This window comes from Halosimplex yunnanense (genome assembly GCF_054504345.1).
This window is the reverse complement of sequence record NZ_JBTJEL010000023.1, coordinates 69,982-95,004: the sequence shown is the minus strand read 5'-3', so window position 1 is coordinate 95,004 and position 25,023 is coordinate 69,982. Positions and strand designations below refer to the sequence as shown.

At 70.4% G+C, this 25,023-nt stretch carries 23 protein-coding genes and 1 rRNA gene; 7 read left to right on the top strand and 17 right to left on the bottom strand.

All coding sequences use genetic code 11. The features are described 5' to 3' along the window. Positions 1-115: ribosomal RNA gene (gene rrf, locus AB2U09_RS00835) — 5S ribosomal RNA — on the top strand; the annotation flags it as partial. A gap of 117 nt (positions 116-232) precedes the next feature. Here rrf and AB2U09_RS00830 read toward each other — a convergent pair. Both AB2U09_RS00830 and AB2U09_RS00825 read right to left on the bottom strand, forming a co-directional pair. Next, a complete protein-coding gene (locus AB2U09_RS00830; protein WP_459190795.1) occupies positions 233-1,474 on the bottom strand; it encodes a tyrosine-type recombinase/integrase in 1,242 nt (413 codons plus the stop codon). A 141-nt stretch (positions 1,475-1,615) separates the two neighbouring features. Beyond that, entirely contained in the window at positions 1,616-2,278 is a 663-nt protein-coding gene (locus AB2U09_RS00825) for an SOUL family heme-binding protein (RefSeq protein WP_459190794.1), read from the bottom strand. A gap of 344 nt (positions 2,279-2,622) precedes the next feature. Between AB2U09_RS00825 and AB2U09_RS00820 the strand changes: the two genes are divergently transcribed. Then, positions 2,623-3,387 (top strand): ABC transporter ATP-binding protein, encoded by a 765-nt coding sequence (locus tag AB2U09_RS00820; RefSeq protein WP_459190793.1) that lies wholly within the window; start codon positions 2,623-2,625, stop codon positions 3,385-3,387. Next, positions 3,384-5,051 (top strand): hypothetical protein, encoded by a 1,668-nt coding sequence (locus AB2U09_RS00815; RefSeq protein ID WP_459190792.1) that lies wholly within the window; start codon positions 3,384-3,386, stop codon positions 5,049-5,051. Before AB2U09_RS00820 ends, AB2U09_RS00815 begins: the two co-directional genes overlap by 4 nt. 54 nt (positions 5,052-5,105) lie before the next feature. On the opposite strand, the gene AB2U09_RS00810 is transcribed toward AB2U09_RS00815, so the two are convergent. The 5 genes from AB2U09_RS00810 to cobN all read right to left on the bottom strand — a co-directional run bounded on the left by AB2U09_RS00810 (position 5,106) and on the right by cobN (position 13,373). Further along, positions 5,106-6,494 carry an MFS transporter gene (locus AB2U09_RS00810; protein ID WP_459190791.1) on the bottom strand — a complete coding sequence of 463 codons (1,389 nt, stop codon included), beginning with the start codon at positions 6,492-6,494 and terminating at the stop codon, positions 5,106-5,108. A 15-nt stretch (positions 6,495-6,509) separates the two neighbouring features. Further along, a complete protein-coding gene (locus tag AB2U09_RS00805) occupies positions 6,510-7,658 on the bottom strand; it encodes a site-2 protease family protein (RefSeq protein ID WP_459190790.1) in 1,149 nt (382 codons plus the stop codon). 131 nt (positions 7,659-7,789) lie between these two features. Further along, the gene (locus tag AB2U09_RS00800; protein ID WP_459190789.1) at positions 7,790-8,578 is read right to left on the bottom strand and encodes a CbiX/SirB N-terminal domain-containing protein; all 789 of its coding nucleotides are present in this window, start codon (positions 8,576-8,578) and stop codon (positions 7,790-7,792) included. Between the two features lie 165 nt (positions 8,579-8,743). Beyond that, the gene (locus AB2U09_RS00795) at positions 8,744-9,472 is read right to left on the bottom strand and encodes a precorrin-8X methylmutase (protein ID WP_459190788.1); all 729 of its coding nucleotides are present in this window, start codon (positions 9,470-9,472) and stop codon (positions 8,744-8,746) included. Beyond that, on the bottom strand, positions 9,462-13,373 hold the full coding sequence (gene cobN / locus AB2U09_RS00790) for a cobaltochelatase subunit CobN (RefSeq protein WP_459190787.1): 3,912 nt from the start codon (positions 13,371-13,373) through the stop codon (positions 9,462-9,464). Before cobN ends, AB2U09_RS00795 begins: the two co-directional genes overlap by 11 nt. A 34-nt stretch (positions 13,374-13,407) precedes the next feature. On the opposite strand from cobN, the gene AB2U09_RS00785 reads away from it, so the two are divergent. The 4 genes from AB2U09_RS00785 to AB2U09_RS00770 are packed head-to-tail and all read left to right on the top strand — an operon-like array spanning position 13,408 to position 17,030. Next, complete coding sequence (locus tag AB2U09_RS00785) at positions 13,408-15,600, top strand: VWA domain-containing protein (RefSeq protein ID WP_459190786.1); 2,193 nt, start codon at positions 13,408-13,410, stop codon at positions 15,598-15,600. Between the two features lie 58 nt (positions 15,601-15,658). Next, positions 15,659-15,847: a CbtB domain-containing protein gene (locus tag AB2U09_RS00780; RefSeq protein ID WP_459190785.1), complete on the top strand. Its 189-nt coding sequence runs from the start codon at positions 15,659-15,661 to the stop codon at positions 15,845-15,847. Between the two features lie 2 nt (positions 15,848-15,849). After that, on the top strand, positions 15,850-16,617 hold the full coding sequence (locus AB2U09_RS00775) for a CbtA family protein (RefSeq protein ID WP_459190784.1): 768 nt from the start codon (positions 15,850-15,852) through the stop codon (positions 16,615-16,617). Further along, a complete protein-coding gene (locus AB2U09_RS00770) occupies positions 16,617-17,030 on the top strand; it encodes a (2Fe-2S) ferredoxin domain-containing protein (RefSeq protein ID WP_459190783.1) in 414 nt (137 codons plus the stop codon). Before AB2U09_RS00775 ends, AB2U09_RS00770 begins: the two co-directional genes overlap by 1 nt. 139 nt (positions 17,031-17,169) lie before the next feature. Here AB2U09_RS00770 and AB2U09_RS00765 read toward each other — a convergent pair whose 3' ends face one another. The 10 genes from AB2U09_RS00765 to cbiT are packed head-to-tail and all read right to left on the bottom strand — an operon-like array spanning position 17,170 to position 24,937. Further along, a complete protein-coding gene (locus AB2U09_RS00765) occupies positions 17,170-17,541 on the bottom strand; it encodes a DUF3209 family protein (RefSeq protein ID WP_459190782.1) in 372 nt (123 codons plus the stop codon). A 33-nt stretch (positions 17,542-17,574) separates the two neighbouring features. After that, positions 17,575-18,798 (bottom strand): CbiX/SirB N-terminal domain-containing protein, encoded by a 1,224-nt coding sequence (locus AB2U09_RS00760; RefSeq protein WP_459190781.1) that lies wholly within the window; start codon positions 18,796-18,798, stop codon positions 17,575-17,577. Continuing rightward, positions 18,795-19,496 (bottom strand): cobalamin biosynthesis protein, encoded by a 702-nt coding sequence (locus AB2U09_RS00755; RefSeq protein WP_459190780.1) that lies wholly within the window; start codon positions 19,494-19,496, stop codon positions 18,795-18,797. The genes AB2U09_RS00760 and AB2U09_RS00755 overlap by 4 nt, the downstream gene beginning before the upstream one ends. Further along, a complete protein-coding gene (locus AB2U09_RS00750) occupies positions 19,489-19,740 on the bottom strand; it encodes a ferredoxin (RefSeq protein ID WP_459190779.1) in 252 nt (83 codons plus the stop codon). Before AB2U09_RS00750 ends, AB2U09_RS00755 begins: the two co-directional genes overlap by 8 nt. Next, on the bottom strand, positions 19,730-20,719 hold the full coding sequence (gene cobJ / locus AB2U09_RS00745; protein ID WP_459190778.1) for a precorrin-3B C(17)-methyltransferase: 990 nt from the start codon (positions 20,717-20,719) through the stop codon (positions 19,730-19,732). Before cobJ ends, AB2U09_RS00750 begins: the two co-directional genes overlap by 11 nt. Positions 20,720-20,721: 2 nt before the next feature. After that, complete coding sequence (locus AB2U09_RS00740) at positions 20,722-21,633, bottom strand: precorrin-3B C(17)-methyltransferase (protein ID WP_459190777.1); 912 nt, start codon at positions 21,631-21,633, stop codon at positions 20,722-20,724. Position 21,634: 1 nt separating this feature from the next. Then, the gene (gene cbiG / locus AB2U09_RS00735; RefSeq protein WP_459190776.1) at positions 21,635-22,645 is read right to left on the bottom strand and encodes a cobalt-precorrin 5A hydrolase; all 1,011 of its coding nucleotides are present in this window, start codon (positions 22,643-22,645) and stop codon (positions 21,635-21,637) included. Between the two features lie 2 nt (positions 22,646-22,647). Beyond that, positions 22,648-23,526 (bottom strand): cobalt-precorrin-4/precorrin-4 C(11)-methyltransferase, encoded by an 879-nt coding sequence (locus AB2U09_RS00730; protein ID WP_459190775.1) that lies wholly within the window; start codon positions 23,524-23,526, stop codon positions 22,648-22,650. Then, positions 23,523-24,368, bottom strand: a complete 846-nt coding sequence (locus tag AB2U09_RS00725) for a cobalt-factor II C(20)-methyltransferase (RefSeq protein ID WP_459190774.1) — start codon at positions 24,366-24,368, stop codon at positions 23,523-23,525. The genes AB2U09_RS00730 and AB2U09_RS00725 overlap by 4 nt, the downstream gene beginning before the upstream one ends. After that, on the bottom strand, positions 24,365-24,937 hold the full coding sequence (cbiT, locus tag AB2U09_RS00720) for a precorrin-6Y C5,15-methyltransferase (decarboxylating) subunit CbiT (protein ID WP_459190773.1): 573 nt from the start codon (positions 24,935-24,937) through the stop codon (positions 24,365-24,367). The genes AB2U09_RS00725 and cbiT overlap by 4 nt, the downstream gene beginning before the upstream one ends. Positions 24,938-25,023 lie beyond the last annotated feature (86 nt).

The window sequence follows — 25,023 nt, the reverse complement described above, 5'->3', positions numbered from 1 at the left end:
CCATAGCGGCGGGGTTTACACCCGTACCCATCCCGAACACGGAAGTTAAGCCCGCCTGCGTTTCGGCGAGTACTGGAGTACGAGAGTCTCTGGGAAACCTGATTCGCCGCCTCCACTCATTTCCGGCCACATCCGGCCGGGTTCGTTACCCCCGACCAGTCTCAACGCTGGTCGGGGGTTTTCGTTATTTATTCCAGAGTGCCAACAGTGTCGCGTAGAAACTCGTCCGCACTTAGAGATCGTCGACGTCTTCGAGCGCTTCGGTCGCGACGTCGCCGAGTTCACCGGCTTCGATGTGCGAGTACCGTTCGCGGACCATCTCCTCGGAGTTGTCGAGGTAGCGGGCAGCGACGGTGTAGCCGAACGCGCGGACGAGGACTTCGCCCATCCCGCGTCGGCCCCCGTGGGGGGCGAGGTAGTCGTGTTTCGGATGGTCGACGTCGATGCCGGCCTCGTCAGTAAGTCGCCGAAGAACCGATCGCGCGCCGTCGGTCGTCATCGACGGCGGGCAAATGTCTTCATCGAGGGCGAGGAGGAGATCGCGGGCGAACGCGTCGCGTCGCTCGTCGATTTCTTCCGGTCGGAGACCGCGGTCGGCCAGCTCTTCACGGGCGAGCGTCGCGAGCGTCCGGTGGTCGAACGTCGGGAAGACGGGCCAGCGCTCGGAAGGGGGATCGAGTAGGCGGCGGTAGGTTGCGAGCGGTCTGTGGACGGGATCGGGGAGACCAGCGGCGTCCCACTGCTGTTTCTTCCGGTAGACGGTGACGCGGCCGTCGTCGAGGTCGACGTCTTCCCAGCGGACGCCGCGGCGCCGCGGGTCGTCGGGATCGCGGAGGAGTTCGCCGACGCGGACAGCGGTGTACGCGAGGACGAACACGAGCGCGCGGTCGCGGGCGGCCCTGATCGCGTCGTACCGGGCGCGCTGTCGGTCCAGCCGGTCAAACTCGGAGTCGGAGGTCATGCCGCGGAGGCCAGCGAACCGATCGACCGCGTCGCGAGCGCGTTCGTCGACGTGGTGTGTGATGGCGTGGCGTTGCTGGGCGGTCCAGGCCTGCTGGTCGCCGGGCTTGCGGCCGTCGTCGTCGGGGAGAGGGGCCATCGCGCTCGCGCGCTGGGCGTAGTGGGCCTCCAGATACCCTTCGTTGACGCACCAGCCGCACCACGCGGAGACGTAGGCGTAGTACGTCCGGACGGTGTTCTGTTTCAGCCCGCGGTCGGCCGCGAGGTGACGAGCGTACTCACGGAAGACGCGCTCGTCGAGATCGGCGAACACTGGGCCTCGATCGATGTCGGCAGGAGTGATCCCGTCCCAGTCAGCGCCGCGGTCGCCGGCCGCCCACTCGTGGAATCGGTCGAGTTCGCGCGCGGCGTTCCGACGGTAGTTCCCGCCCTCGCCGCCGCGACCTTTCCCCTTGTCCCGCAGGTAGCGGTCGAACGTCTCGTCGAGCGGGGTCGAACCCGCGCGTTCAGCCATCGATCTCCGGATCCGGTTCACGCGACAGCATTCGTCGGGGCTCCCGGTTACGTCCGCTTTCCGCCGTGCAGTGTCGTCCGCTCGTCATCAGTCCGCACGGAGGCGGGTTGGACACTTCAAGATGGGCGTGACCGACGCGGCTCACTCGGCTTCGACGGCGATTGCGACTTCATTACGTCGGAGGAACGGGAGGGTTCCCGGCCCATCGTATCCCATGTAAAATGGGTCGCCGTCGGTCGGCACGCCGGCGCGCTCCAGCGTCGACAGGAGGCGTTCGGTTTCCCGATCGACGCGTCGATCCGTCGGGCGCCAGGAGAACCGCCGCACCGCGAGCGTCCGCTCGGGAACCGCAACGAGGTCGACGGATTCGTCCGTCGGCCGCGGTGCCGACTCGACGTCGTAGTCGGCGGGCAAATAGAACGTCATTCGAACCCCCTCTTCGGTCGTCGCGGCTTCGACGGGAGCGGTCATCGAAATCGAACGCCCGGAGACTGTCACGGCCGGTGGGCCACTGGCATCTCCCTCAGTGTCGGCGACCTCGACGGGAGTAGTCATCGAGACCTCGGCGTCGCTCTCGTTGTCCCCCGAGATGTAGCGGAAGAGCCGTCTGAAGGCCGCGTTTCTGGTCGGAGCGACCGTCTCCGCGCGGACGGACGCGGGATACCGCCTGAGTTCGACGTCGTCGAGTCGGGCGACGGTCGTGTAGGGGACCGTTTCGGTCGTCCGCCGCTGATAGACGTTCCACGCGCCCACCGCAGCCCCGAGCCCGCCGATGACACCGAGTGCCGTCCGTGTTCGGACCATGGATTCAGTTCGCGTTAGTCCGAGATAACGCCGTTGCCGGGCCTTGCAGGGGCGTTCCGCCGCGCGGCCGGGATCTGTGCGGCCCGGACCGGTAACAAATCAGGATGTTGTGATCGTGATTATCAGCGTAATCGCGACCACCGGGAACCTCTCCCGGAATGCCGAAACTATCCGGATATGGGCGTCTAAGCGCGGAAATGTCGTTGATAAACCGCATATGGATATACGGATGGTGAGTTCCGAATCCGGAGTCGGAGTCGACGACCCAGTGAAAACAGCGCGGTCAGGTGGAGATCCTCGAGGCATCCAAACATTTTCCACGCGATTCGTCGACATTTCACTCGATGAGCGAGCCCTCCGCCGCGCTCTCGACGAGCGGCCTGACGAAGCGATACGGATCGACGGTCGCCGTCGACTCGCTTGACCTGCGGATAGACCCCGGCGTAGTCTACGGGTTTCTCGGTCCCAACGGCGCGGGAAAGACGACGACGATGCGCGTCCTGACCGGGTTGGTCGAGCCGACGGACGGCGAGGCGACGGTCGCCGGCGTCCCCAGTTCGGACCGTCGGCGACTCGTCGACCGTATCGGTCTGCTCCCCGAGAAGCCCCCGCTCTACGACGAACTCACCGGCCGCGAACAGCTCCAGTTCGCCGCGGATCTACGGGCCACGACGTGGGACGCGGTCGCCGACCGCGCCCTCGACCTGTGTGACGCGCTCGGCCTCACAGCCGACCTCGATCGCCGGATCGACGGATACTCGAAGGGAATGCGCCAGAAGACGGCGTTCGTCCAGGCGATCCAGCACGAACCCGACGTGGTCTTTCTCGACGAACCGACGTCGGGGCTGGACCCGCGTGCGGCCCGGACGCTCCGCGAGAAGGTACTGGCCCTGACTGCCGAGGACACTACCGTCTTCCTCTCGACGCACATCCTCCCCGTCGTCGAGGAGATCGCCGACGTCGTGGGCGTCCTCCATGAGGGGCGACTCGTGGCCGAAGGCCCGCCCGAGGACCTCGTCTCGGGCGCCGAGCGGGAGGACGGTGACGCCGACCTCGAAGACGCGTTCCTGGCGCTGACCAGCGATCCCGAGGCGGCCTGGCAGCAATGACCGGGATCCCTGAGACGACTTCGGCTGACTCGCTCGCCTCGTCCGACCCGAACGGGAGCGACCTGCGCTCAGACGTCCGCGACGCGGGCGTGCTCGTCCGGACAGAACTCCGGGCGCGCGTTCGGCACATCCGGGGTGAGCCCCGACAGCTCCTCGCGCTCGCGTTTCTGGGCGTCATGTTCGGCGTCGGATTCCCGCTGATCGTTTCCGAATCGGCGCTCGACTACGGCGCTGCCCTGGCGAGTGCTCCCGTCCCGACGGGACAGACGGGCGCCGTCCTCACGACCGTCGCCGTCGGAGGGCTGTATCTCGGCGGTGCGAGCGCGCTCTCGCAGAACCGGCTGGGAACCGTCGGTCCACTCGTCCGTACCTCGATCCCGCCGCGGGCGGTCGCGATCGGCCGATTCGCCGCCGAGACGCTCCAGGGAACGGCGACAGTCGTCCCGACTGCGGTCGTCCTGCTGGCGATCGTCGCCGTCGGAGCCGGGAACCCACTCGTGCCGCTCGTCCTCGTCACGGCAGCGCTACCGGTCGCCCTCGCGGCGCACCTCGCCGGTCGCGTGTTCGGGGACCTGCTCAAGTTCGCGAACCGACGTCTCGGGGTCTCCCTGTGGACGAAGGCGATACTGTTCGTCATCGTCACGGTCGTCGCATACGTCGGATCGCAGGTGTTCGTCCGGTCCCGACTCGACGGGGCCGACGGGCTCGGAGCGTTCGCGATCCCCGTACTCCTGCCGGGAGCGCCGCTGCAGGCCTACGCGAGCATCGCGTTCGACCCCCTCGGTTCTACGGGACGGCCGATCGGCGTTCTCACCGCGTTCGTGCTTCTGGCCGCGATCCCCGTCGGATCCGCTGCAGTGCTCCGACTGGAGCGGCGGTTGCTCCTCGGCGAGTTCGAGAGCGGTGCCGACGGGGAGGCCACCGGCGGCCGGAGTCGGAGCGTCCCGTGGCCGTTCACCGCGTCACCGTCGGCGCGCGTGGCCTGGCGTCACCTGCTCCGGACGCGCCGCGACCCGCGGACCCTCGCCCACCTCGGACCGCTCCTGTTCGGCGCGCTGGGGATGGTCGGGTCGGTGTTCACCGACCCGCAGTCGCTCCGCGTGCTCGGCCCCGGCGCCGCGGTCGTCCTCGGCGTCACGCTCAGCGGCGCGGCCTACTGCCTGAATCCGCTGGGTGACGACCGCGACCAGTTGCCGCTCCTGTTGACGAGTACCCCGTCGACCGCCGTCCTGCTCCGGGGACGCGCGCTCGCCGGTGCCGTCCCAGGGGTAGCGGTCGCGCTCGGAATCGGGGCCTCCGTCGCAGTGATCGTCTACGGCCTCCCGACGGCAGTCGGGCTGTCGCTGCTGTCGCTGCTCCTCGCCGCGGCCGGTGCGGGAACCGCGCTGGGCGCCGGCGCACTGATACCGAAGTTCGAGCGCCGGGAGTACATGAGCGTCGAGCGCGCGCACCCGTCGATGATCGCCGTCCTGGGCTTTTTCTTCGGGAGCGTCGCCGTCAGCGCGGTCGGCATTCTCCTCGTCTGGTACACCGTCCACGGGACGACCGGGACTCCGCTGGCCGTCGCCTGGCTCGTGTACGCGGCGGTCGTCGGGACGTCGGGGGGTGGCGGCTACGTCTACGCCGTCCGGAAGTTCGACGCGTTCTCGCTCGACGACGTCTGAACGGATTTCTCTGGGGGTATCCAGTTTACGACCACGCTGTTCGGTCGGTCACAGTCAGTCCGTCTGTCCGTCCTCGTCGGGAGTTACAGTCGACAGCGCCGTTCCCGGTCCAGCTCGGTCGATCACTGCGTCGGCCACCGGTTCGAGCGCTCGGGCCCCGCCCGACAGCGCGCGGAGGGAGAAGACGAGTCCGCCACCGAGGAGCACGAGCGCGCCCGCGACGCCGAAGGCCGTGACGTACCCGAACGTCGCCGCCCAGCCGCCGAGCAGGCCGCCTACCCCTCCGGCGACGGCGACCAGCGCGGTGTGGACGCCGAGGATGTCACCGCGAACGCTCGGGGGCGCGAGCCGCGTGACGATGGCCGTCCCGACTACCGCGATGACCGCCCAGGTCAAACCGATCGCGGCCAGCCCGACGCCCGCAGCGCCGAGGCTGGCCGACAGCGCCTCGATCCCGGCCACGAGCGCGATAGCGGGGAAGAAGAGCCCCCGAGCGACGAGGGCGACCGACTGGATCAACCGGACGTCGTACCGCGACGCGAGCCGGCCGGCGCCCTCGTAGAGGACCGCGGACGCGAGGCTCGACACCAGGTACAGGGCGAACACCTGCCCCGAGTCGAACCCGACGTCGGTGAAGAAGAGCGGCAACGGCGCCCAGAAGGCGGCGAAACCGGTGGAAAAGAGCGTGGCGGCGACGAGATACGTCGCCAGCGCGGGATCGAGGCGAGCGAGCGCCCGCCGGGGTGAGAACTCCCGCGTCGTCCAGTACAGCCGGTTCGGCGAGAACGCGAACGTGGCCCCCTTGACGTTGCGGCGGGAACCCGTCACAAGTCGCGCGATCCGACGTACCTTCCGCTCGCTCGTGACGTGGGCATCAGACGCGGGCCGGGGCAGCGTTCGAGCGGCGCCGAGCGCGCTCGCGCCGGCGCAGGCAGCGAGCAGCCAGAACAGCGCGCGAGTGGCCGTGTCCGGTCCGAAAAAGCGGACGCCGACGAGCGGCCAGACCGTCCCGAGCACGAGCCCGCCGGCCCAGCCGTACCCCTGGTACTTGTTGAGGAGGCCGATCCGCTCGCTCCAGGCGGCCTCCGGCGCGTCGTCGACGACGACCATCGTCAGCACGGGGGCGACCGACGAGACGACCAGCCACAGGGCCGCGTTGGCGGCGATGATCGCGTCGACGCTGGTCAACAGCGGGATCACAGCGAGCGCGACGGCGACCGTCGCGAGCGTCGCGAGGACGAGCGAGCGGCGGTGGTCGACCCGGTTGGCGAGCCGACCGAACGCGATCGCGCCGGGCGCACCGACGACCGCGGCGGACGACGCCAGCAGCCCGAGCTGGACGGGCGAGGCGCCAAGTTGCACGATGTAGAGCGGCACGAGCAGCGAGGCGCCGCCGAACGCGACCGATCCGAGCCCCCACGAGTACAGCCAGCGTGCAGTCATCGGCTCGAATCCGGGTTAGAACGCCTCTTTCGGCGCGACGCCGACGCCGTCGCGGCGGAACTGGAGCACGTACGCGAAGTCGTCCCTGGAGACGGCGCCGACCGTCTCGCCGTCGCGCTCGACGAGCGCGAACCCGGCGGGGTGCTGGTTCAGTTCGGCGAGCGCCTCGAAGGCGTCCATCTCGACCGCGAGCGTCGGCAGGTCGTCGATCATGATCGACCGCACCGTCACGGAGTCGCGGGTGTCCGCGTCCGAACGTCGCATCGCGTCGAGGGTGACGACGCCGATGACCGAACCCGCATCGGTCACGGGGTAGGCGGTCCGGCGGTCGCGGATCATCCGGTCGGTGAACGCGTCGACCGAGTCGTCGGCGTCGATGGGCTCGGCGTCGAAGCTGGCGACGTCTCCGAGTGTGACTCCCTCGAGCAGCGCCTGCAGGGCGACGGCCCGCGACTCCGAGGAGGCCGCGCCGTAGAGGAACAGCGAGAGGAGGATCAGCATCGGCGCGAAGTAGAGCACGCCGACGACGGCAAAGAGGACGGCGAAGGCGGTGCCGGCGCGGGCGGCCGACCGCGTCGCGACCTCGTAGGGCTGGGTCCGCGCAAGCAGCGCGCGGAGGACTCGGCCACCGTCCATCGGGAACGCCGGAAGCATGTTGAACACCGTCAGGAGGACGTTCGTCACGACGAGCCACCCGAAGACGAACGTCGCGACCGGCGTCGACGCCGGAAGCGCGAGCACGACGAGGTAGCAGGCGATCGCGGTGAGCACGCTCGTGATCGGGCCGGCGATAGCGATCCAGAACTCCCGGTTCCACTCGCGGGGCATCGACTCCAGCGCGGCGAGGCCGCCGAGCAGCCAGAGCGTGATGGACTCGGTGCCGATGCCGTACCGGCGGGCCGCCCAGGCGTGCCCGAGTTCGTGGACCCCGACGCTGACGAACAGCCCGACGGCGGCCGCGGCGCCGATCACCCACGGCGTCGAGCCGTCCCTGAGGACGTCCACGTCGACGGCGTGGGGCGCGAACCCGTCGACGATCGCCGCGTAGGTGTCGATCTGCGTCCCGCTGCCGATGACCCACGCGAGGATCGGGAGGAAGACCAGCAGCGAGGTGCTGATCTTGACGGGGATACCCCAGATGCGCGCGATGGTGTAGTTTCGCATTGACCTATTTCGAGTCCCGTGGACGGTAATAGCCACTGGTAGGGACACCGCCGGAAAACGCCGCTCGCCGGGCGTGACGGTTCGCTGTGTGAGGTCGTCGTATCGCGACTCGTCGCGTCGGCTCGACCGGGTCAGCGACGCCGGCCGTCCCCGTCGGTCGCAAGCGGGCTCGAGGGCTCGGCGGGCCCCGCCGCGACGGGCGCGGGTCGCTCGGCGTCGTCCGGCGCGAGCGCGCGCTGTCGCTCCACCTCGGCCTCGACGGCGTCGGTAACCCGCGGGTGCGTCCCCAGCGGATCGGCGTACTCGATCCCGCCGCGGGCGAGTTCGAGTTCCGCGGGCACCCGCACCTCGGTCGCCTCGGATCGGGTCACGAACAGCGGAGCCGCGACGGCCGAATCGTTGGCCACGTTGTACCTGACGCACTCTACTGCCGGATTCTGGAGGAGATAACAGGTCACGACCTCACCGTAGCCGGTCCGCTCGCGGAGCCGATCGGCGTGGAAATCCGCGGTCCGTCGGTGGTGTGGCTTCGAACTGCTGCCGAAGCTGACGAGAACGAGCGACACGTCGTCGGCCGCCGGCGCAAGCGTTGCGCCTCGCTCCGCGAGGACCTCGGTCACGGCCGGGCTTCCCCCGACCGGTTCACAGTACCGCACGGTACCCGAGAGGTACGACAGCGCGCGCGGGACGCGATCGGTCGTCTCGTGAGTGTGCGCGGCGCACATCGGGACGGCGTACACCGTGTCGGCGCCGATATCCTCGAACTGCGCGCGCAGCTCGCGGACCGGTTCGCGCTCGTAGGTGGCAACCTCGACCGCGTCGACGACGCTGCGCCGCCGGAGCCGGTCGGCGTGGGTGCCAAGGACCTCTCCCCCGTTTCGCGCCTCTCGTCCGACCAGCAGGATCGATTCTGTCGTCATGTTTCGCCCCGTATAGCAAGCATACTTGAACTACACCAAACTGGTTTGTATACAGGCGTGAGTCGGGCTCCCGGATAAGTGTTGGCCACCGGAGTTCGCGACCGGGACTCGCGATCGGTTCCCGGTCCGAGTTGGCTCGCAAGAAGAGAAGTATCCGCGCTTGTCCTACGGGAGTTCGACAGTTCCGTCGCGGGCGTCACTGGCCACGTGGACGAGTTCGTTCGTCAGGCCGGCGGCGAGGCCGCTACCGCCGCGCCGGCCGACGTTCGTGACCGCCGGGACGCCGTGGGACGCGGCGACCTCGCGAAGCCGCTCGCGGCTCTCGGCGGCCTTCACGAAGCCGACGGGCGTGGCGACGACGACGGCCGGGCGCGTCCCGTCCTCGATGCAGTCCGCGAGGGCGAGCGCCGCGGTTGGCGCGTTCCCGACGACGGCGATCGCGTCGTCGTAGACGCCCTCGCGGTCGAGTTCGAGCACCGATGCCGCGGTCCGGGTCATCCCGGTCCGCTCGGCCAACTCCGCACCGTTCCCGATGGCTTTGCGGACGGGGCAGTCGTGGCCGCGGCCGGTGATCCCGGCTTTCACCATCGTGATGTCCGTGACGATCGGCTGCCCCGCGCGGACCGCTCGCGCGCCGGCGACGACCGGTTCGTCCGCAGTTTCGCCGGTGAACCGGACGAGATGCTGGAACTCCGGATCACCGGTCGCGTGAACGCTCTTCTGGCGGATCCGGTCGGCGAGGGTCTCGTCGGGGACGAGTTCGCGCACGCGGTCCATGGAGGTCTCGGCGATCGCCATGGCGTCCGCGGTCGTCGCACCGAGGTCGGCGTACTCGTCGGTGTCGTCGGCGTCGCGGGCCTCGCCGGTCGCCGCCTCGCCGTCCTCAGTCGTCATCGCCGGGCACCTCCGACGGGCCCGCAGCGGCAGCACGGCCCTCGATGTCGCCGTCCGCCCGGAGATTGAGGTCACGGAGGCGGTCGGCGGTCGCCTCGTCGGCGTCCCACAGGTCGCGATCGATCGCTTCGAGGAGGGTGTCAGTGATCGACTCCAGCGCCCACGGGTTCACCTCGCGCAGCCACTCTTGGCGCTCGTCGTCGAAGGCGTAGCGCTCGGCGACCGACTCCCAGAGCGCGTCGCTGACGACGCCCGTCGTGGCGTCCCAGCCGAGCACCACGTCGACCGTCGACGAGAGGTCGCCGGCGCCCTTGTAGTCGTGGTCCTCCATCGAGTCGAGCCAGTCGGGGTTGAGGACGCGGGCGCGCATCGCCTTCCGGACCTTCTCCTCGTTGGTGTACACGTCGACGTTGTCGGGGTCGCTGGAATCGCCGACGTAGGAGGCGGGCTCCTCGCCGGCGGCCTCGGTCACGGCGGTGATGAACCCGCCGTGGAAGGCGTACCAGTCCGAGGAGTCGAACTCGTCCTGTTCGGCGGTGTCTTCGATCTTGGCGGTCGCCTCAACGCTACCGAGACGACGCTCGAAGGCGTCGTGGGCCTCGGTCGTCTTCCCGCGCGATCCGAGGGCGTAGCCGCCCCACTGAACGTACACGTCGGCGAGATCCGACCGATCCTCCCAGTTGCCCTCGTCGACGGCCTTGTTCGTCCCGGCGCCGTAGCCGCCGGGCCGCGTCGTGAACACGCGGTGTTTCGCCGCCGACTCGGCGTCGCTCCCGTCCATCCCGTCGGCTTCCAGCGCCGCCGCGTCTTCCTCGACGTGCTTTTTGACGTAGTTCCGCTCGTGGGGTTCGTCGAGCGCGACGACGGCGTCGACGGCGTCGTGGACGACGCTGGCGGCCTGCGGGAAGGCGTCGCGGAACAGGCCGGAAACGCGCGTCGTCACGTCGATCCGCGGCCGCCCCAGTTCGTCGAGAGGGATCGGTTCCACGTTGTCGATCCTCCCGGCGTCGGTCCAGACCGGTTCGACGCCCATCAGCGCCAGCACCTGCGCGATGGTCTCGCCGCGGGTCCGCACCGTGGGCGTGCCCCACGCGACGACGCCGATCTCCTCGGGGTACTCGCCCTCCTCGTCGCGGTGTCGTTCGGCCACGCCGTGGGCGACCTCCCTGCCGACTTCCCAGGCAGACTTCGCGGGCACCTTCCGCGGATCGAGCGTGTAGAAGTTCCGCGCCGTGGGGAGCAGATCCACGCCGCCGCGGGTGGGGGCGCCGCTCCCGCCCGGCGGGACGTACTCGCCGGACAGTGCCTCGGCCGTCTGCGGGATCTCGTCTTCGGCGCCGCGGACGCGCGGTGCGGCCTCCTCGCAGATGAAATCGAGGACCTCACGCAGGTCGTCGTGGGCACCGGAACGGGCGCGCGCATCGCCCAGCGGATCGATGTCGACGACGAGCAGATTCATCGTCGTCTCGTCGTCGGGGCCGGCCTCGGCCTCGCTCGCCGGCAGGTCGAAGCCGTGGTCGGCCAGCGTCTCGACGAGGTCGAGGCTCCGCTCGTACACCGCGTCGGCGGCCTGCGCGTAGCTCATCCCGAGGGCGTCGTCGTACTCGCCCGGTCGGTTCCGCATCGCGTCGTAGTCGACGCCGAGCACGCCCGCGACGCTCTCCCGGAGGCTCGGTGCCCCGGGGTTCTCCAGACGGGTGAGCGCGACGAGGTACTCGGTAAGTCGGTCGCCCGCCGGCGGTTCGCCCATCGTGTGCAGCCCCTTGCGGATCTGCGTGGTCTTCACGTCGGTGAGGTACTCGTGGACGCGCTCGACGAGTTCGTCGACGTCCACGTCGTCGCCGGACACGTCGCCCTCAGCGAGCGTGGTTCCGGCTTCGTCGGGGCCGCGAACGTCCGCTTTCTCGCCGATCTCTCCCGTGATCCCCAGCTCGACGGCCAGGTCGAGGTCGTCGACGGCCTCGCGGATCAGATCTTCGAGGTGCTCGCCGTCGTCACTGCGGGCGTCCTCCATGCCGGCCTCGCGGTAGCGGTCGGCGAGTTCCTCCAGGTCGGCGAGTTCGTCGTAGGTGCCGGCGGTGTCCATCACCGGCGTCAGGTAGTCGACGACAGCGGCGTAGGATCGCCGTTTGGCCTGCGTCCCCTCGCCGGGGTTGTTGACGATGTAGGGGTAGACGTTCGGGATATCGTCGATCAGCTGGTCCGGCGCGCTCTCCCCGTCGAGGCCGACGGTCTTGCCGGGCAACCACTCCAGACTGCCGTGCGTGCCGAGGTGGACGACGGCGTCGCTCTCGTACTCGTTCCGGAGCCAGCGGTAGAAGGCGACGTAATCGTGGGGCGGCTGGAGGGCCGAGTCGTGGTACACCTTCGAGGGGTCGATCCCGAACCCGCGAGGGGGCTGGACGGTGACGAGGACGTTCCCGAACTCGATGCCCGGGATCGCGAACGGTCGCTCCGGCGGGTCGCCCCACTCCTCGATCACGTTCTCACGGAACTCCGGATCGAGCGCGTCGAACCACGCGCGGTACTGGTCCGGTGCGACGGTGTCGACGCTGCGCTCGCGAACGTCCTCGGGCGCGACCCAGCGGTCGTCGAGGGTGAGCTGTGCGGTGAGGCGTTCGACGAGCGACTGGCCGCTCTCGGGAACCGGACTCGCCGACGCGCCGTTGGCTGCGCCGAGGTCGTAGCCTCTCGCCCCCAGTTCGTCGAGCAGGTTGACGGTGCTCTCGGGGGAGTCGAGGCCGAACGCGGTCCCGATGCCGTCGTCGCTGGGCGGGTAGTTGTGGAGGACAACCGCGACGCGCTTCTCGTCGTTCGGCGTGTGGCGCAACTGGGCCCAGTTGACCGCCAGTCTGGCGGCGTGGTCGACGCGGTCGTCGATCGGGAAGTGCTGTTTCGGCGCGGTGCCGATGTCGGCTTCGTCCGCGGTCCGTTCCTTGCCGCTGATGGGGTGGGTGATCACGTTCCCGTCGAATTCCGGGAGCGCGACCGAGAGGGCGAGTTCGAAGCCCATCACGCCCGTCTCCGACCCGTCGTAGCGCGAGCGCGAGCGCATCGTCGTGACGGTCTGAAGCACCGGAACGCCGAGCCGGTCGAGGAACACGTCCAGTGCGCTGTCGCCTTCGTCGCTGGCGGCACGGCCGCGCTCCTCCATCGAGAGCGAGAACATGAACGACGAGCAGACGGCGTCCACGGTGGGGTCGCCGTCGTCGTCGAGCAACCACTCCTCGGTCACCTGCTCGGCGTCCCACTGCCCCTCGGTGTCGGTCGCGGGTTCGCAGAAGATCGGGAGGGCGTTCGCTCCCTCCCGTTCGATGGCGCGGACCTGCGCGTCGACGTAGCGAGTGTTCTCGTGGGTCCAGTGGGACTCGTAGAACCAGACCGCGACGGTCGGCCTGTCAGGGTCGTGGGCCGCGCGGAGGTCCGCGTAGGACGCCCCCGGATGATCCGGGTGGTAGACGCCTTCCGTGGGCAGGGCGACGGGGTCGTCGTACTCGCGGCGTTCGTCGCCGTACTCGTCGACGAGGTAGCGGACGCAGTTCGCGAGGTTGCTGGCGCCGCCGCGATCGAGGTACTCGCAGACGCGCTCGCGGTCGCTCTCGGGGACGGACGTGTCCTCGACCGCGTAGGCGTCGCCGGTCGACGCGACGACGAGCGGCACGCCGGCCTCGTTGAGGCGTTCGACCGCGTGATCGTACCCGGGCATGCTCTCCTCGGCCCCGTGGAGCCAGAATATCGCCGCCGTCGCGTCACCGAGTTCGTCGACGAACGCGTCGACGTCGGTACCGTCGTCGAAGTCGCTCTCCGAGCGGACGACCAGGTCCGCCTCGCACTCGTCCGCCGCTCGCTGGAGCGACCCCAGTTCGTTCTCCGTCGCGGTGTAGAGACCAATCGTTGGCATAACGTTGTTAAACCCTCATTGCCCTAATACAAATATGGTTGATTCTGGGGCAAGTATAAATGCTTCGCAGGGGCAGGGGGACGGGCTCGCGTTCTCGGCGATCGTCGGCCAGGACGAGCTCAAGCGGGCGCTGCTCGCCGTGGGGGCGAACGAGAACCTCGACGGGCTGTTGATCCGCGGCGAGAAGGGGACGGCGAAGTCGACCGCGGTCCGGGCGCTGGCGGATCTGCTGCCGGAGCAGACGGCCGTCGCGGACTGCCCGTACGGCTGTCCGCCGGGCGCCCCCGACGCCCAGTGCGCCGACTGTCGCGAGCGGGCGGACCCGCCGACGACGCGGCGAGCGGTCCCGCTCGTGACGCTCCCGCTCGGCGCGACGCGCGACAGAGTCGTCGGGACGCTCTCGACGGCCGGCGCGCTCGCCGGCGAACACGAGTTCGAGCCGGGACTGCTCGCCCGCGCCAACCGCGGCATCCTCTACGTCGACGAGGTGAACCTGCTCGACGACCACCTGGTCGACGTGCTCCTCGACGCGGCGGCGGGCGGGGTCAATCGCGTCGAGCGCGACGGCGTCAGCGTCGCTCACCCGGCCGATTTCACGCTCGTCGGGACAATGAACCCCGAGGAGGGCGACCTCCGGCCGCAACTGCGCGACCGGTTCGCGCTGGGCGCGACGGTCACGGCCTGCGAGGACGTCGACCGCCGGGTTGCGATCATCGACCGAGCGCTCGGGCGGACGGCTACCGACGGCTCCGGGCCGGCGGACGACGAGACGGATACGGTCGACACCGAAACGGTCGATATCCACGAAGGTAGTCGGGATGACCGTCAGTACCGACGCCAGTTGCGGGAGGCCCGCGACCGGCTCGATAGCGTCGACCTCCCCGACAAGTTCGCCGTGGAAATCGCCGAACTGTGTCGGGACGCGGGGCTCGACGGTCACCGCGGCGACATCGCTACGGCCCGCGCCGCGCGGACGTTCGCGGCGCTAGACGGCCGTTCGAAAGTACTCGAGCCCGACGTGCAGCGGGCGGCGGCGCTGGCGATCCCCCATCGCCTCCGGTCGCGCCCGTTCGAGGACGCCTCCGACCCCGACGACTTCCTCGACGAGCAGTTCGGGGACGGCGACGAGGCCGAAGACGAGGACAAAGAGGCGGACGACTCGGCTGAGCCGGCTGACTCAGCCGACGAGGACAGCCGAAAGGGTGAGCCGGATCGCGACTCGTCCGGCCCGAACGCGGAGAGCAGTGCGGACGCTGAGACGGGGGCCGGCGATGCGGAGAGCGGCGAGGGTGAATCCAACGAGTCGGTGGACGGACAGCGGAGAGAACCAGCGGGGGTGGACGCGACGGCCGGCGACGAGTCAGGCGATCACGACAACGCCGACGATTGTGATGCCGACCACGGCGACGAGCGGGAGGCGACGCCGGTCGTTCCGGGACAGTCCCGCGCGGCGGTCGGGAACGCGAGTGCGCCCGACGTCGAGGTTCCGGAGGCCGTCGACGCGGACGCGGCCGGCGGCGGGGATCGGGCGCGGTCCCGGCCCACTGCTGACGGCGACGGTCCGCGCGTTCGGGACCAGCGAGCCGACGACGCGGGAGACGTCGACGCCGCAGCGTCGGTCCGAGCGGCGGCCGCCCGCGGCGCGTCGTCGGTCGGTTCGCGGGACCTGCGCCGGTCCGTCCGGCGAAGCGACGCGGGTTCGCTGGTGGTGTTCGTCGTCGACGCGAGCGCGTCGATGCGCTCGGCGATGCGGGCGGCGAAGGGCACCGTCCTTGAGCTCCTGCGAGACGCCTACCAGCAGCGCGACGAGGTCGCGTTCGTCGCGTTCGCCGGCGACGACGCCGAGGTCCTGCTCCCGCCGACCGACAGCGTCGCCCACGCGGCGCGCCACCTCAAGGACCTGCCGACGGGCGACCGGACGCCGCTCCCCGCCGCGCTCGATGTCGCCGGCGACGTACTCGACCGCGCCGATCCCGCGGCCGGCGTCGTCGTTCTAGTCACCGACGGCCGAGCGAACGTCGCCAGCGAGAGCCCCGTCGCAGAGACCCGCGGGGCCGCGCAGCGACTCGCCCGCCGCGACCCGCACGTGGTCGTCGTCGACACCGACGCGGACGGCCCCGGGCTGTGCGACCTGATCGCCGACGAGACCGGCGGCGCCCGCGTCCCGCTCTCGGCGCTGTCGGCCGACCGGATCGACGCGGCCGCAGGCGCCGCCCGCGAAAGCTAGCTTTCGCTCGTCCGGTAGTTTTACAATTGTATTTGATGTACTCCAACCGTAGTTTCATATGTCGACCGCCAACGACAGCGTTCACGGCCGCATCGAACAGGCACGAGTGGAACTAACGCCGACACAACTGATCGCGGGCCTCGGGCTCGCCGTCGCGCTCGGGTTCGCACTGCTGTTCGTGCAGGAACCGACGATGCACGACGCGATGCATAACTTCCGGCACGCCGCTGGGATCACCTGTCACTGACCATGCTCGCTCGACACATGACGCGGGGGGTGAAAGCGGGGCTGGTCGCCGGGCTCGCCTTCGGGCTGCTGGTCGCGCTCGTCGCCAACCCCCTCGTCGCGTTCGCCGACGAACTCGGCCACGAGGGTGGCCACGCGACCGACGGACAGCACGCCGACCACCACGCCGCCCACGACGGCGCCGTTTCGGCCGCGGTCACCAACGCCGTGAGCGCCGTCTCGGGCGTCCTCTGGGGCGTACTCCTGGGCGGCGTCGTCTTCGGCGTCGCCTTCGCGCTCCTCGAACCCGCGATCCCGGGGACCGGCGCGGCGAAGAGCTACGTCCTGGCCGCGGCCGGGTTCCTCACCGTCTCCGGCGCGCCCTGGCTCGCCCTCCCGCCGCAGCCGCCGGGGGCCGAACAGACGCTTCCGACGGCGACGAGACTCCCGCTCTACGCCGGGATGATGGTCGCCGGGGCGCTCGCCTGTCTCCTCGCGGGAGCGCTCTACCTCCGGGTGCGCGAGCGCCGTGGACGCGTCGTCGCAACAGTCGCCGCGTCGCTGTCGCTCGGGCTCCTCGCGGTCCCGGCTGCACTCGCGCCGACGAACGAAGTCACCCACTCCCTGCCGGCCGCGCTCTCGTCCGGGCTGGTGGGACTGGTCGTCCTCGGTCAGGCGTTCCTCTGGCTGGCCCTCGCGGCCGTCCACGCGCGGCTCCGCCGCCGCTCGACGGCTGCGCGGGCCGGCGAGGTCGCAACGGACCCCGGCCGAACGGGGACCGTAGCGGACTGATGCGCGACCGAACCGAAACGGTCCGCGAGCGCGGCTTCACCGACCACGTGCTCGTCTGCACGAATGACCGCGACGCCGAGTACGCCGCCTGTGCCGAGGCGCACGGCGCGGAGGTGTACGAGGCAGTGACCGCGTGGCTCCGCGAGCGCGACGTGTTCTGGTCGCGCGTCCACGTCGCCGAGACGAGCTGTCTCGGCCTCTGTAGCGCCGACGGGACCGCCGTCGCCCTCCATCCGCGCGGCCGCTGGTACTCCGACGTCGTTCCCGGCGACGTCCCCGCGCTGCTCGAACGCGAGTTCGGCCCGGACGCGACTCGACTCGGAGTCCCTCACGACGCCGATCCGGTCGACGCTGCCCCGACCGACGCCGCCGCTCAGCCCAGCAGCGGTCCGGCCGCCGAACCGTCGGAGTAGACTGACGAGCCGTGCTGCGACCGTCTATCGGCGCGAGTCCCGTCGAAAACCGCACGCTCGACTCGACGGACTATCGCGATACGCTGTTGGAAAACAGAGACGTCCGACCGAGTCGGTGTCAGCGGTCGGCTCGGTTCCGTCACTCCTCGACGGGGAACGCCTCGTGGAGCACGTCGTGCGCCTCCCCGAGGCCGTCCCGGACGTGCTCGCCCTGAGCGGTCAGCCGGCGAACGGCGCGCTCGGCGTCGCGGACGGCGACGAGTCGGCCGCGCAGGTAGTCGTATTCGGGGTCGTCGGCGTCGGTCGCGGCGACCGTCTCCTCGAGGTCGACGAGCGCGGCGTCGAGGTGGCGCTCGACCGCCGAGAGGGTCTGTGCCTCCGCGAGCGCGCCGACGGGGCCGTCGCGGTGGCCCTCCAGTTCCTGCTCCGCGTGTTCGCGGGCGTGGTCGTCGTCCGTGCCGAGGACGTTCATCAGTCCGAGTCGCAGCGCTTCGAGTTCGTAGCAGCTCATGTGTGTGTCTGGTGTGCTGTCGATGTTCGCCGTTCAGAGGGTCTGATCGACGAGGTCGGAGACGATGCGGTCGCGGTCGAGGTGCGACGAGACGATGCGGTCGGCGTCGGCGGCGTCGACGTCGCCGTACCAGACGCCGTCGGGGGAGACGGCCACCATCGGGCCTTCGCCGCAGCGCCCGAGACAGGACGTGCGGGTGATACGGGCGTCGCAGACGGCGGAGTCGCGGGCGGCCTGGCGCAGCCGTTCGAGAACCGCGGGCGCCCCGTCGGCAGCGCAGGTCTGGTTCGTGCAGACGGCGACGTGGTGGTCGGGGGCGTCGTGGGCGTGCGGGTCGTCGTCGACGGCCTCCCGGTCGGCGTGTGCCTCCCGGTGGGTGAGCGCCCGGAGCATCGCCCGCGCGCCGCCGGCGTCCTCCTCGTAGCCGTCGAGTTCGACCTTGTACTTGCACGTGTCGCAGGACATGTCGACGCTGTCCGTGCGGGCCTCCTGCCAGCGGTCGCCGAGCACGTCCAGCAGCCGCGGGTCCGTCCCGAGCGGGTCGCCCGCCGCCGCGTCGACGTAGGGATACTCCGCGTCGAACCCGTCAGTGCGGTCGCGGATCCGCCCCGTCAGCACGCCGTCGCCGAGCATGTACGGGAGCACGACGACCGCGTCGGGCCGCCCCTTGGCGACGGTGTGGAGCGTCTCGTCGAGGACGGGTTCGGTGACGCCGACGAAGCTCGCTTCGACGCGGTCGAACGCGCGGCCCTCGTAGAGCAGGCGGGCGAGCTTGTGCGCGTCGCCGTTGGCGTCGGGGTCGCTGGACCCGCGGGCGCAGAGGACGACCGCCACGTCGTCGGCCTCGCGGTCGACGCCCAGCGAGCGCTCGACCGCCGCCACCCGGTCGTCGAGCAGGTCGACGAGCGCCGGGTGGATCCCGAGGTGGGCGCCGTTGTGGACGGTGAGTCCGTCGTGGTCGGCGCGGGCCCGCTGGACCGCGAGCGGCACGTCGTTTTTCACGTGACTCGCGGCGAACAGCGACAGCTGGACGACCGTGATCCGGGAGACGGCGGCCGCGAGGCCGGCGATCGCCTCCGGGATGGCCGGCTTCGCGAGTTCGAGGAAGCCGGCGTCGACGGGGACGCCCAGCCGCGCTTCGAGGTCGGCGGCGAGCGTCCGGACCTGTTCGTTGGACTTCTCGCGGCGGGATCCGTGGCCGACGAGCAGGACCGCTTCGTCGTCGAGGTCGCCCGGCGCGGCCTGGGTGGCGGTCACGAGCGGTCACCCACCTCCGCGCCGGTCGCGCGCTCGACGCTCTGGCGGAGCTTGCGCCGGCGGTCGGCGGCGTACAGCCCTGAGTCGCCGCTGTCGGCGTAAACCCAGTCGGCGAACCCGGCCGTATCCGCCCCGTCGGCCAACCCGAACCAGTGCCCCCCAGCGGAGGTCTCCGCGAGGTCGTCGGTCGGGGCGTTGGGTTCCGCCGCACCGAGGAGCGTCCGGATCGTCTCCAGCAGGCACTCGTCGTCGTGGACGAACGAGACGCCGACCGACGCCGACGACTCGCGGAAGCAGACGGTGCCGCAGGCTTCGAGGAGACCGCGGACGAGCGGCGCCCGGTAGTCGTCGAAGGCGTCGAAGCGGTAGCCGCCGGGCCGGCCGTCGAGCGGGAGCCCGAGCGCCGCGCTGGCCCGCTCGGCCGGCGCGCCCATCACCTGGAGTTCGTACTCGTCCTCGAACCGGACGATCGAGGCGTCGTGGGCCGACTCGCGGGCCGCAACGCGACGGTCGGGACGGTTCGCGCCGGCGACGGCCGCCAGCGCGTCGGCCGCCTGCTCGTCGCCCGCGCGGACGGTCACGCAGTCCGCGACGAGTTCGCCGTCGCCGGCCACTCGTCCCCAGAAGTACGCCGTCGCCGGCGTCGCCGAGAGCAGGTCGGCGGCGGGGTCGGGCGTCGGCCTCTCGACCTCACTCATCGCCGACCACCGTCACGTCGATGGCATCGACCGGGCAGGCGCTGGCCGCCTGCCGGGCCTCGGCGAGTCGGTCGTCGTCGAACGCGGCGACGGTCTCGCCGTCGGCCGCCTCGGAGTTCGAGGAACCGCTCGCGATCTCGGCCAGGCCGTCGGTCGCCTCGACGAACCGGTCGTCGCGGACGAGACAGGCGAAGACGCCGTCGCAGGCCTCGCGGTCGAGGCGGACGCGGTACTCAGTAGTCATACTTTGACTCGTAGCCCCGCGGGGTGACCATGCGGTCGTCCCAGACGTACGTCTCCTCGTTGCCGACGACGATCGTCGTCGTCATGTCGATCAGGTCGGTCTCGCCCAGGTCGGCCAGCTCGCCGAGTTCGACGATCTCGACCCGCTCGTCCTCGCGGCCGGCACCGTGGACGATGCCCACGGGCGTGTCGGCGGCGCGGTGCTCTTCGAGGATCTCGCAGCACTTCTCGAAGTTCTCGCGGCGCTTGCGGCTCCAGGGGTTGTAGATCGAGATGGTAAAGCCCTCCTTGGCGGCGGCGTGGAGACGCGATTCGATGGTCGGCATGTCCGTGAGGTGGTCCGAAAGGGAGATGCTGACGGTGTCGTTCACGAGGGGCGCGCCGAGGCGGGCGCCGCAGGACTGGGCCGCCGGGACGCCCGGCACCACGTCGAAATCGACCATCGACGCGGTCGCGCCCTTCGATTCGAGGATTTCGAGCGCGAGGCCCGCCAGCGCGTAGACGTTCGGGTCGCCGCTCCCGATGATCGCCACGTCGTTGCCGGCGAGCGCGCGGTCGATCGCTTCCTCGGTGCGCGAGACCTCGCCGCACATCGGCGTGTCGTACAGTTCGTCGGCCGACTCGCGGACCTCCTCGGGCAGCAACTCGACGTAGGTCGTGTAGCCGACGACGTGCTCGGCGGCAAGCAGCGCCTCGCGGGCGCGCTGGGTCATGCCCTCGGGCTGACCGGGACCGAGCCCCACTGCGACCAGTTGCCCGGGGTCCGCGTCGAAGTCGTCGACCGTCGATCCGACCTCCTCCTCGTCGCTGCTCGACGACGCTTCGCAGGACGACCCGGACGACGAGGACGTCGACCCGCCGCACTTCGAGGACGAGTCCTCGCTCGCCGCGGCATCCGCGTCGGGCGTCGAAGCAGCGCCGCACTTCGTTTCGGTGTCTGTGCTCGCGTCCGTCGTGTCGGTGGTGTCGTCGGTGCTCATGGTCAGAAGTCGTCGACGTCACGCCCGCCGCGCGGGGTGACGAGGTGTTCGCCGTGGTCGTTCTCCCAGACCGCCGTCTCCGCGTTCCCCACGAGGATGGAGGTGCCCATACCGCCGACCTCGTCGTCGTGGTCGGTCGCCTCCCCGAGAGTGGTGATCGTGTGGGTCTCGTCGTCGAGATTGCGGCCGGCGTCGCCGCGTCCGGCGTCGTTGACGATCCCGACGGGAACGTCGTCGGCGCGCTCCTCGCGGACGACCTCGATCGCCCGTTCGTAGTCGCGCCAGCAGTTGTAGAGGACGATCACGAACCCCGAGATGGCCGCCGCTCGCAGTTTCTCCTCGATCTCCTCCCAGCCGCGCCACTTGTCCGACAGCGAGACGGTGCAGAAGTCGTTCGACAGCGGCGCGCCGAGGTTGGCCGCGCCGCCGAGCGCCGCCGTGACGCCGGGGACGACCTCGATCGGCACGTCCGTCGCCTCCTCGGCCTCGGCCATCGTGTACAGCAGGTCGCTCTTCCCGTAGACGTTCGGGTCGCCGCCGGAGACGTGGGCCACGTCCTCGCCGGCGCGGACCCGCTCGAACGCCTCGCGAGCGAGTTCGACCTGCCGCCCCATCGACGAGCGGACGAGGGTCTGTTTCGTCCCGTTGGGCCGTTCGAGGACGGTCCCGGGCTCGGAACCGGCCGTGGCGTCGTCGGGTGCGGCGGCGGCCGCCTCGACCTCGGCGCTCTCCGGCGGCAGGGTCCCGTCGCGGCGGAGGAACTCCTGATAGAGGGTCGATGCGACAACGCAGTCGGCGGTCTCGACCACGTCCTTGGCGCGCTGGGTCATCGCGTGGGGGAGGCCGGGGCCGATACCCACGACGTAGAGGGTTCCCCGGTCGGCCGCGTCGGCGGTGGCGTCCGTAGCGGCCATCCTACCGCCCCACCGCCACGGTCACGGCGTCGTCGAACCGTTCTTTCTCCCGCGCGAGTTCGTGGCCGCGGCCGCCGGCGATGGCCGAGGCCTCGGCGATACCCGGCCAGCCGATGAGTTCCTTCGACCGGGAGGGCGAGGGGCCCTCGAAGCGCTCCAGGGTCTCCTTCTCGAAGCAGACGACCCCGGCGCCGATGGCCTCGGCGGCCTCGTAGAGGCCCTCCTCGCCCTCCTTGCGGGTGCCCGTCGCGACGAAGTCCACGTCGTCGGCGGTCAGGTCCAGATCGGAAAGTGCGCGCTCCCACGCGTCGACGACCTGCGCGGCGTCGACGCCGGAGACGGTGCCGGTGCCGAGGACGACGCCGGCGTCACCGTTGCGCTTGAGGACGGTGACGTCGTCGTCCACGAGCACGGCGCGGGGGCCGTCGAGGCGTTCGACGGGGCCGAGTTCGTCGTCGAGGACGGCGAGGTTGGTCGCGACCGTCGAGTCGCCGTTGATGACGTGGGCGTCCAGCGCCTTCGCCTGCTTCTCGACCCCCTGCTTGTCGGCGGCCTCGCTGGCGGTCGTCATCGCCGGGACCGCGCCCATCGACGCCAGGTCGTCGGCGACCTGGTTGGCGCCGTGGTGGCCGCCGGTGATCGGGATGGCCCACGTCAGCTCCTCGTCGACGACGACGATGGCGGGGTCGTCCCACTTGTCGTCCAGCAGCGGCGCGGTCTTGCGCATCGCGATGCCCGAGGCCATCAGGCCGACGAAGCAGTCGTACTCGCCCCAGTGCTCGGCGAAGACGTCCCCGTGGTATTCGAGGACGTCGACGGACTCGTAGCGGTCGCCGATGCCGTCGACGATCTCCGTCGCGGTGTCCATCTTCCGCTCGAAGCTGACGATCGCGATGTCTTCGGCCACTTCCCCGTCCGAGTCAGGGGTCGAGCAGTGGCCGCTCGATCCGTCAGAATCGTCCGATGAGTCTGTGCTCGCGTCCGTGGTCTCGGTGGTATCGTCCGTGCTCATCGTCAGTCGTCTGCCTCCTGCTGGGAGTCTCCCGGTTGCTCTCCGTTCGCGAACCCGTCGTAGAGGTACGAGCGGTCGTAGCCGGCCTTGCGGGCGGCGTCGCCGATGAGGACCATCGCCGAAGCGCGGTAGCCCGCCTCGTCGAGGCGGTCGCCGATGGTCGCGATGGTCCCCTCGATCACGTCCTCGTCGGGCCAGGAGGCGTGATAGACGACGGCCACCGGGACGTCGGGGTCGTGACCGGCGTCGAGCAGGCGGTCCATCGTCTCGGCGACCGCGTGGGTGCCGAGGTAGAGACAGGTCGTCACGTCGCCCATCCCGACGAACTCGCCGATGTGGTCCTCCTCGGGATCCAGCGTCTTCCCCTGCGGGCGAGTGAACGCGACGTGGTTGGCGACGCCGTTGAGGGTGAGCTGGGTCCGCAGCGTCGCGCTGGCGGCGAACGCCGACGTGACGCCCGGGACGACGTACGTCGGGACGCCCTCGTGTTCGAGCGCGTCCATCTGCTCGACGGCCGCGCCGTAGATGGCGGGGTCGCCGCTGTGCAGGCGGACGACTTCGCGACCCTCCTCGTAGGCGTCGCGCATCAGTGGGACGAGTTCTTCGAGGTCCTTCCCGATGCTCGACACCTGCTCGGCGTCGGCGCAGTACTCGGTCAGGAGGTCGCTGTTGACCAGCGACCCCGCGTGAACGACCAGATCCGACGCCTCGACCAGTTCCCTGCCCGTGACCGTCAACAGCCCCGGATCGCCCGGTCCGGCCCCGATGAACGGGACGCCCTCCTGGATCTGGCCGGCGGTGCGGTCGGCGACGCGGGGGTCGCGTTCGGTCGCCGCCCGGGAGGCCGCCTCGGCGTCGATGGCGTCCTGCGGGTCCGTCATCGCGTCACCTCCGGGAACTCGTCGCCGCAGGCCTCGCCCTCGGCCAGTTCCATCCGTTCGACCGGTCGGCGGTCGCCCGCGTTCGCGTCGCCGTCCGGCACTACCCCCTCCGGCACCCCGCCGTCGGTGCGGACCCGTTCCATCCGCTCGTCGTCGGCGTCGGCGAACGCCGCGGTAGCGGGTTCGTCGTCGAGGTCGCGCTTCTCCGCGTACGCGAGGGTGTAGTAGTCCCGTTCGGCGAGATCCGCGGGGTCGTCGGTCACGATCGTTTCTCCCTGCTCCATGAACAGGCGGCGGCCGTAGACCGCGTCGTAGCCAGCGGCGGCGAGTTTCTCGTGGGTCGTCGGCGCGTCGGTGACCTTGAACAGGAGCAGTCGGTCGGGGCCGGTCGGGGCCGCGCCGCGGGCGGCCTCGCGGAGCGCCAGGCTCGCACCGGCGGAGACTTCGACGCCCAGCGCGGTCGCGAAGGCGGTCACAGCGCTGACGCCGGGGACGGTCTCGACCGCGACGTCGGGGTGGAAGGCATCGAGCGTCCGCCGCAGGTGGCCGAACGTCGAGTAGACGTTCGGATCGCCGAGCGTGACGAACGCGGCCGTGCCGTCGCGGGCCCGCGGCGCGATCTCGTTCGCGGCCGCCTTCCAGGCCCGCCGGAGTTCGTCCTCGTCGCGGGTCATCGGAACGTCCAGGTCGCCGATCCGCTCGTCGGGGACGTGCGTGGTGGCTACCGACCGCGAGAGGCGGCCGGGCGAGTACACCACGTCCGCCTCGTCGAGGACGCGCTTGCCGCGGACGGTCACCAGATCCGCCTCGCCGGGGCCGAGGCCGACGCCATAGAGGGTCACGGCTGCCCTCCGTCGGTTGCGTCGTCCGCGTCGACGCCGCCGACGAGCATGTAGACGGGGTTGTCCGAGTCGAAGCTCGTCGCGCCGGCGAGCTCGTAGCCGCGGCTCACCTGGAACTGGACGACGTCGTCGAGGAGGCCGCGCTCGCGGAACGCCTCGGTCGCGGCGCCGGCGACCTCCAGGCGGGAGACGTTCATGACCACGCGGTCGACGCCGGTCTCGACTGCGTGGTCGAGCACCGCCTCGTAATTGCGGCTGCCGCCGAGGAACAGCGCGTCGGCGTCCGTGGGGAGCCCCCCGGGCGCCTCGGCTTCCCGGAGTTCGACCTCGGCAGTCGTTTCGTTGGCGGCGAGGTTCTCTCTGGTAGCGGCCAGGCGCTCGGGTTTGCGTTCGAGCGCCGTGACCCGGCCGGCCCGGCGGGCCGCCTCGATGGTGACGGCGCCGGTACACGACCCGACCTCCGCGAAGTGGTCGGTCGCGTCGAGGGCGAGTTTCCGCTGCAGGACGGCCCTGACCTCCGGCTTCGTCGGCCCGGCCTTCGCATCGGTAGGGAGCGAAACGTGCACCATGGCCCGAGACAACTCCCGTAGATCGTAAAACAATTTCGCTTGTTTTAGAGAAAATTCTGTTGTGTTATTGGGCGTGAGTCGGGCAG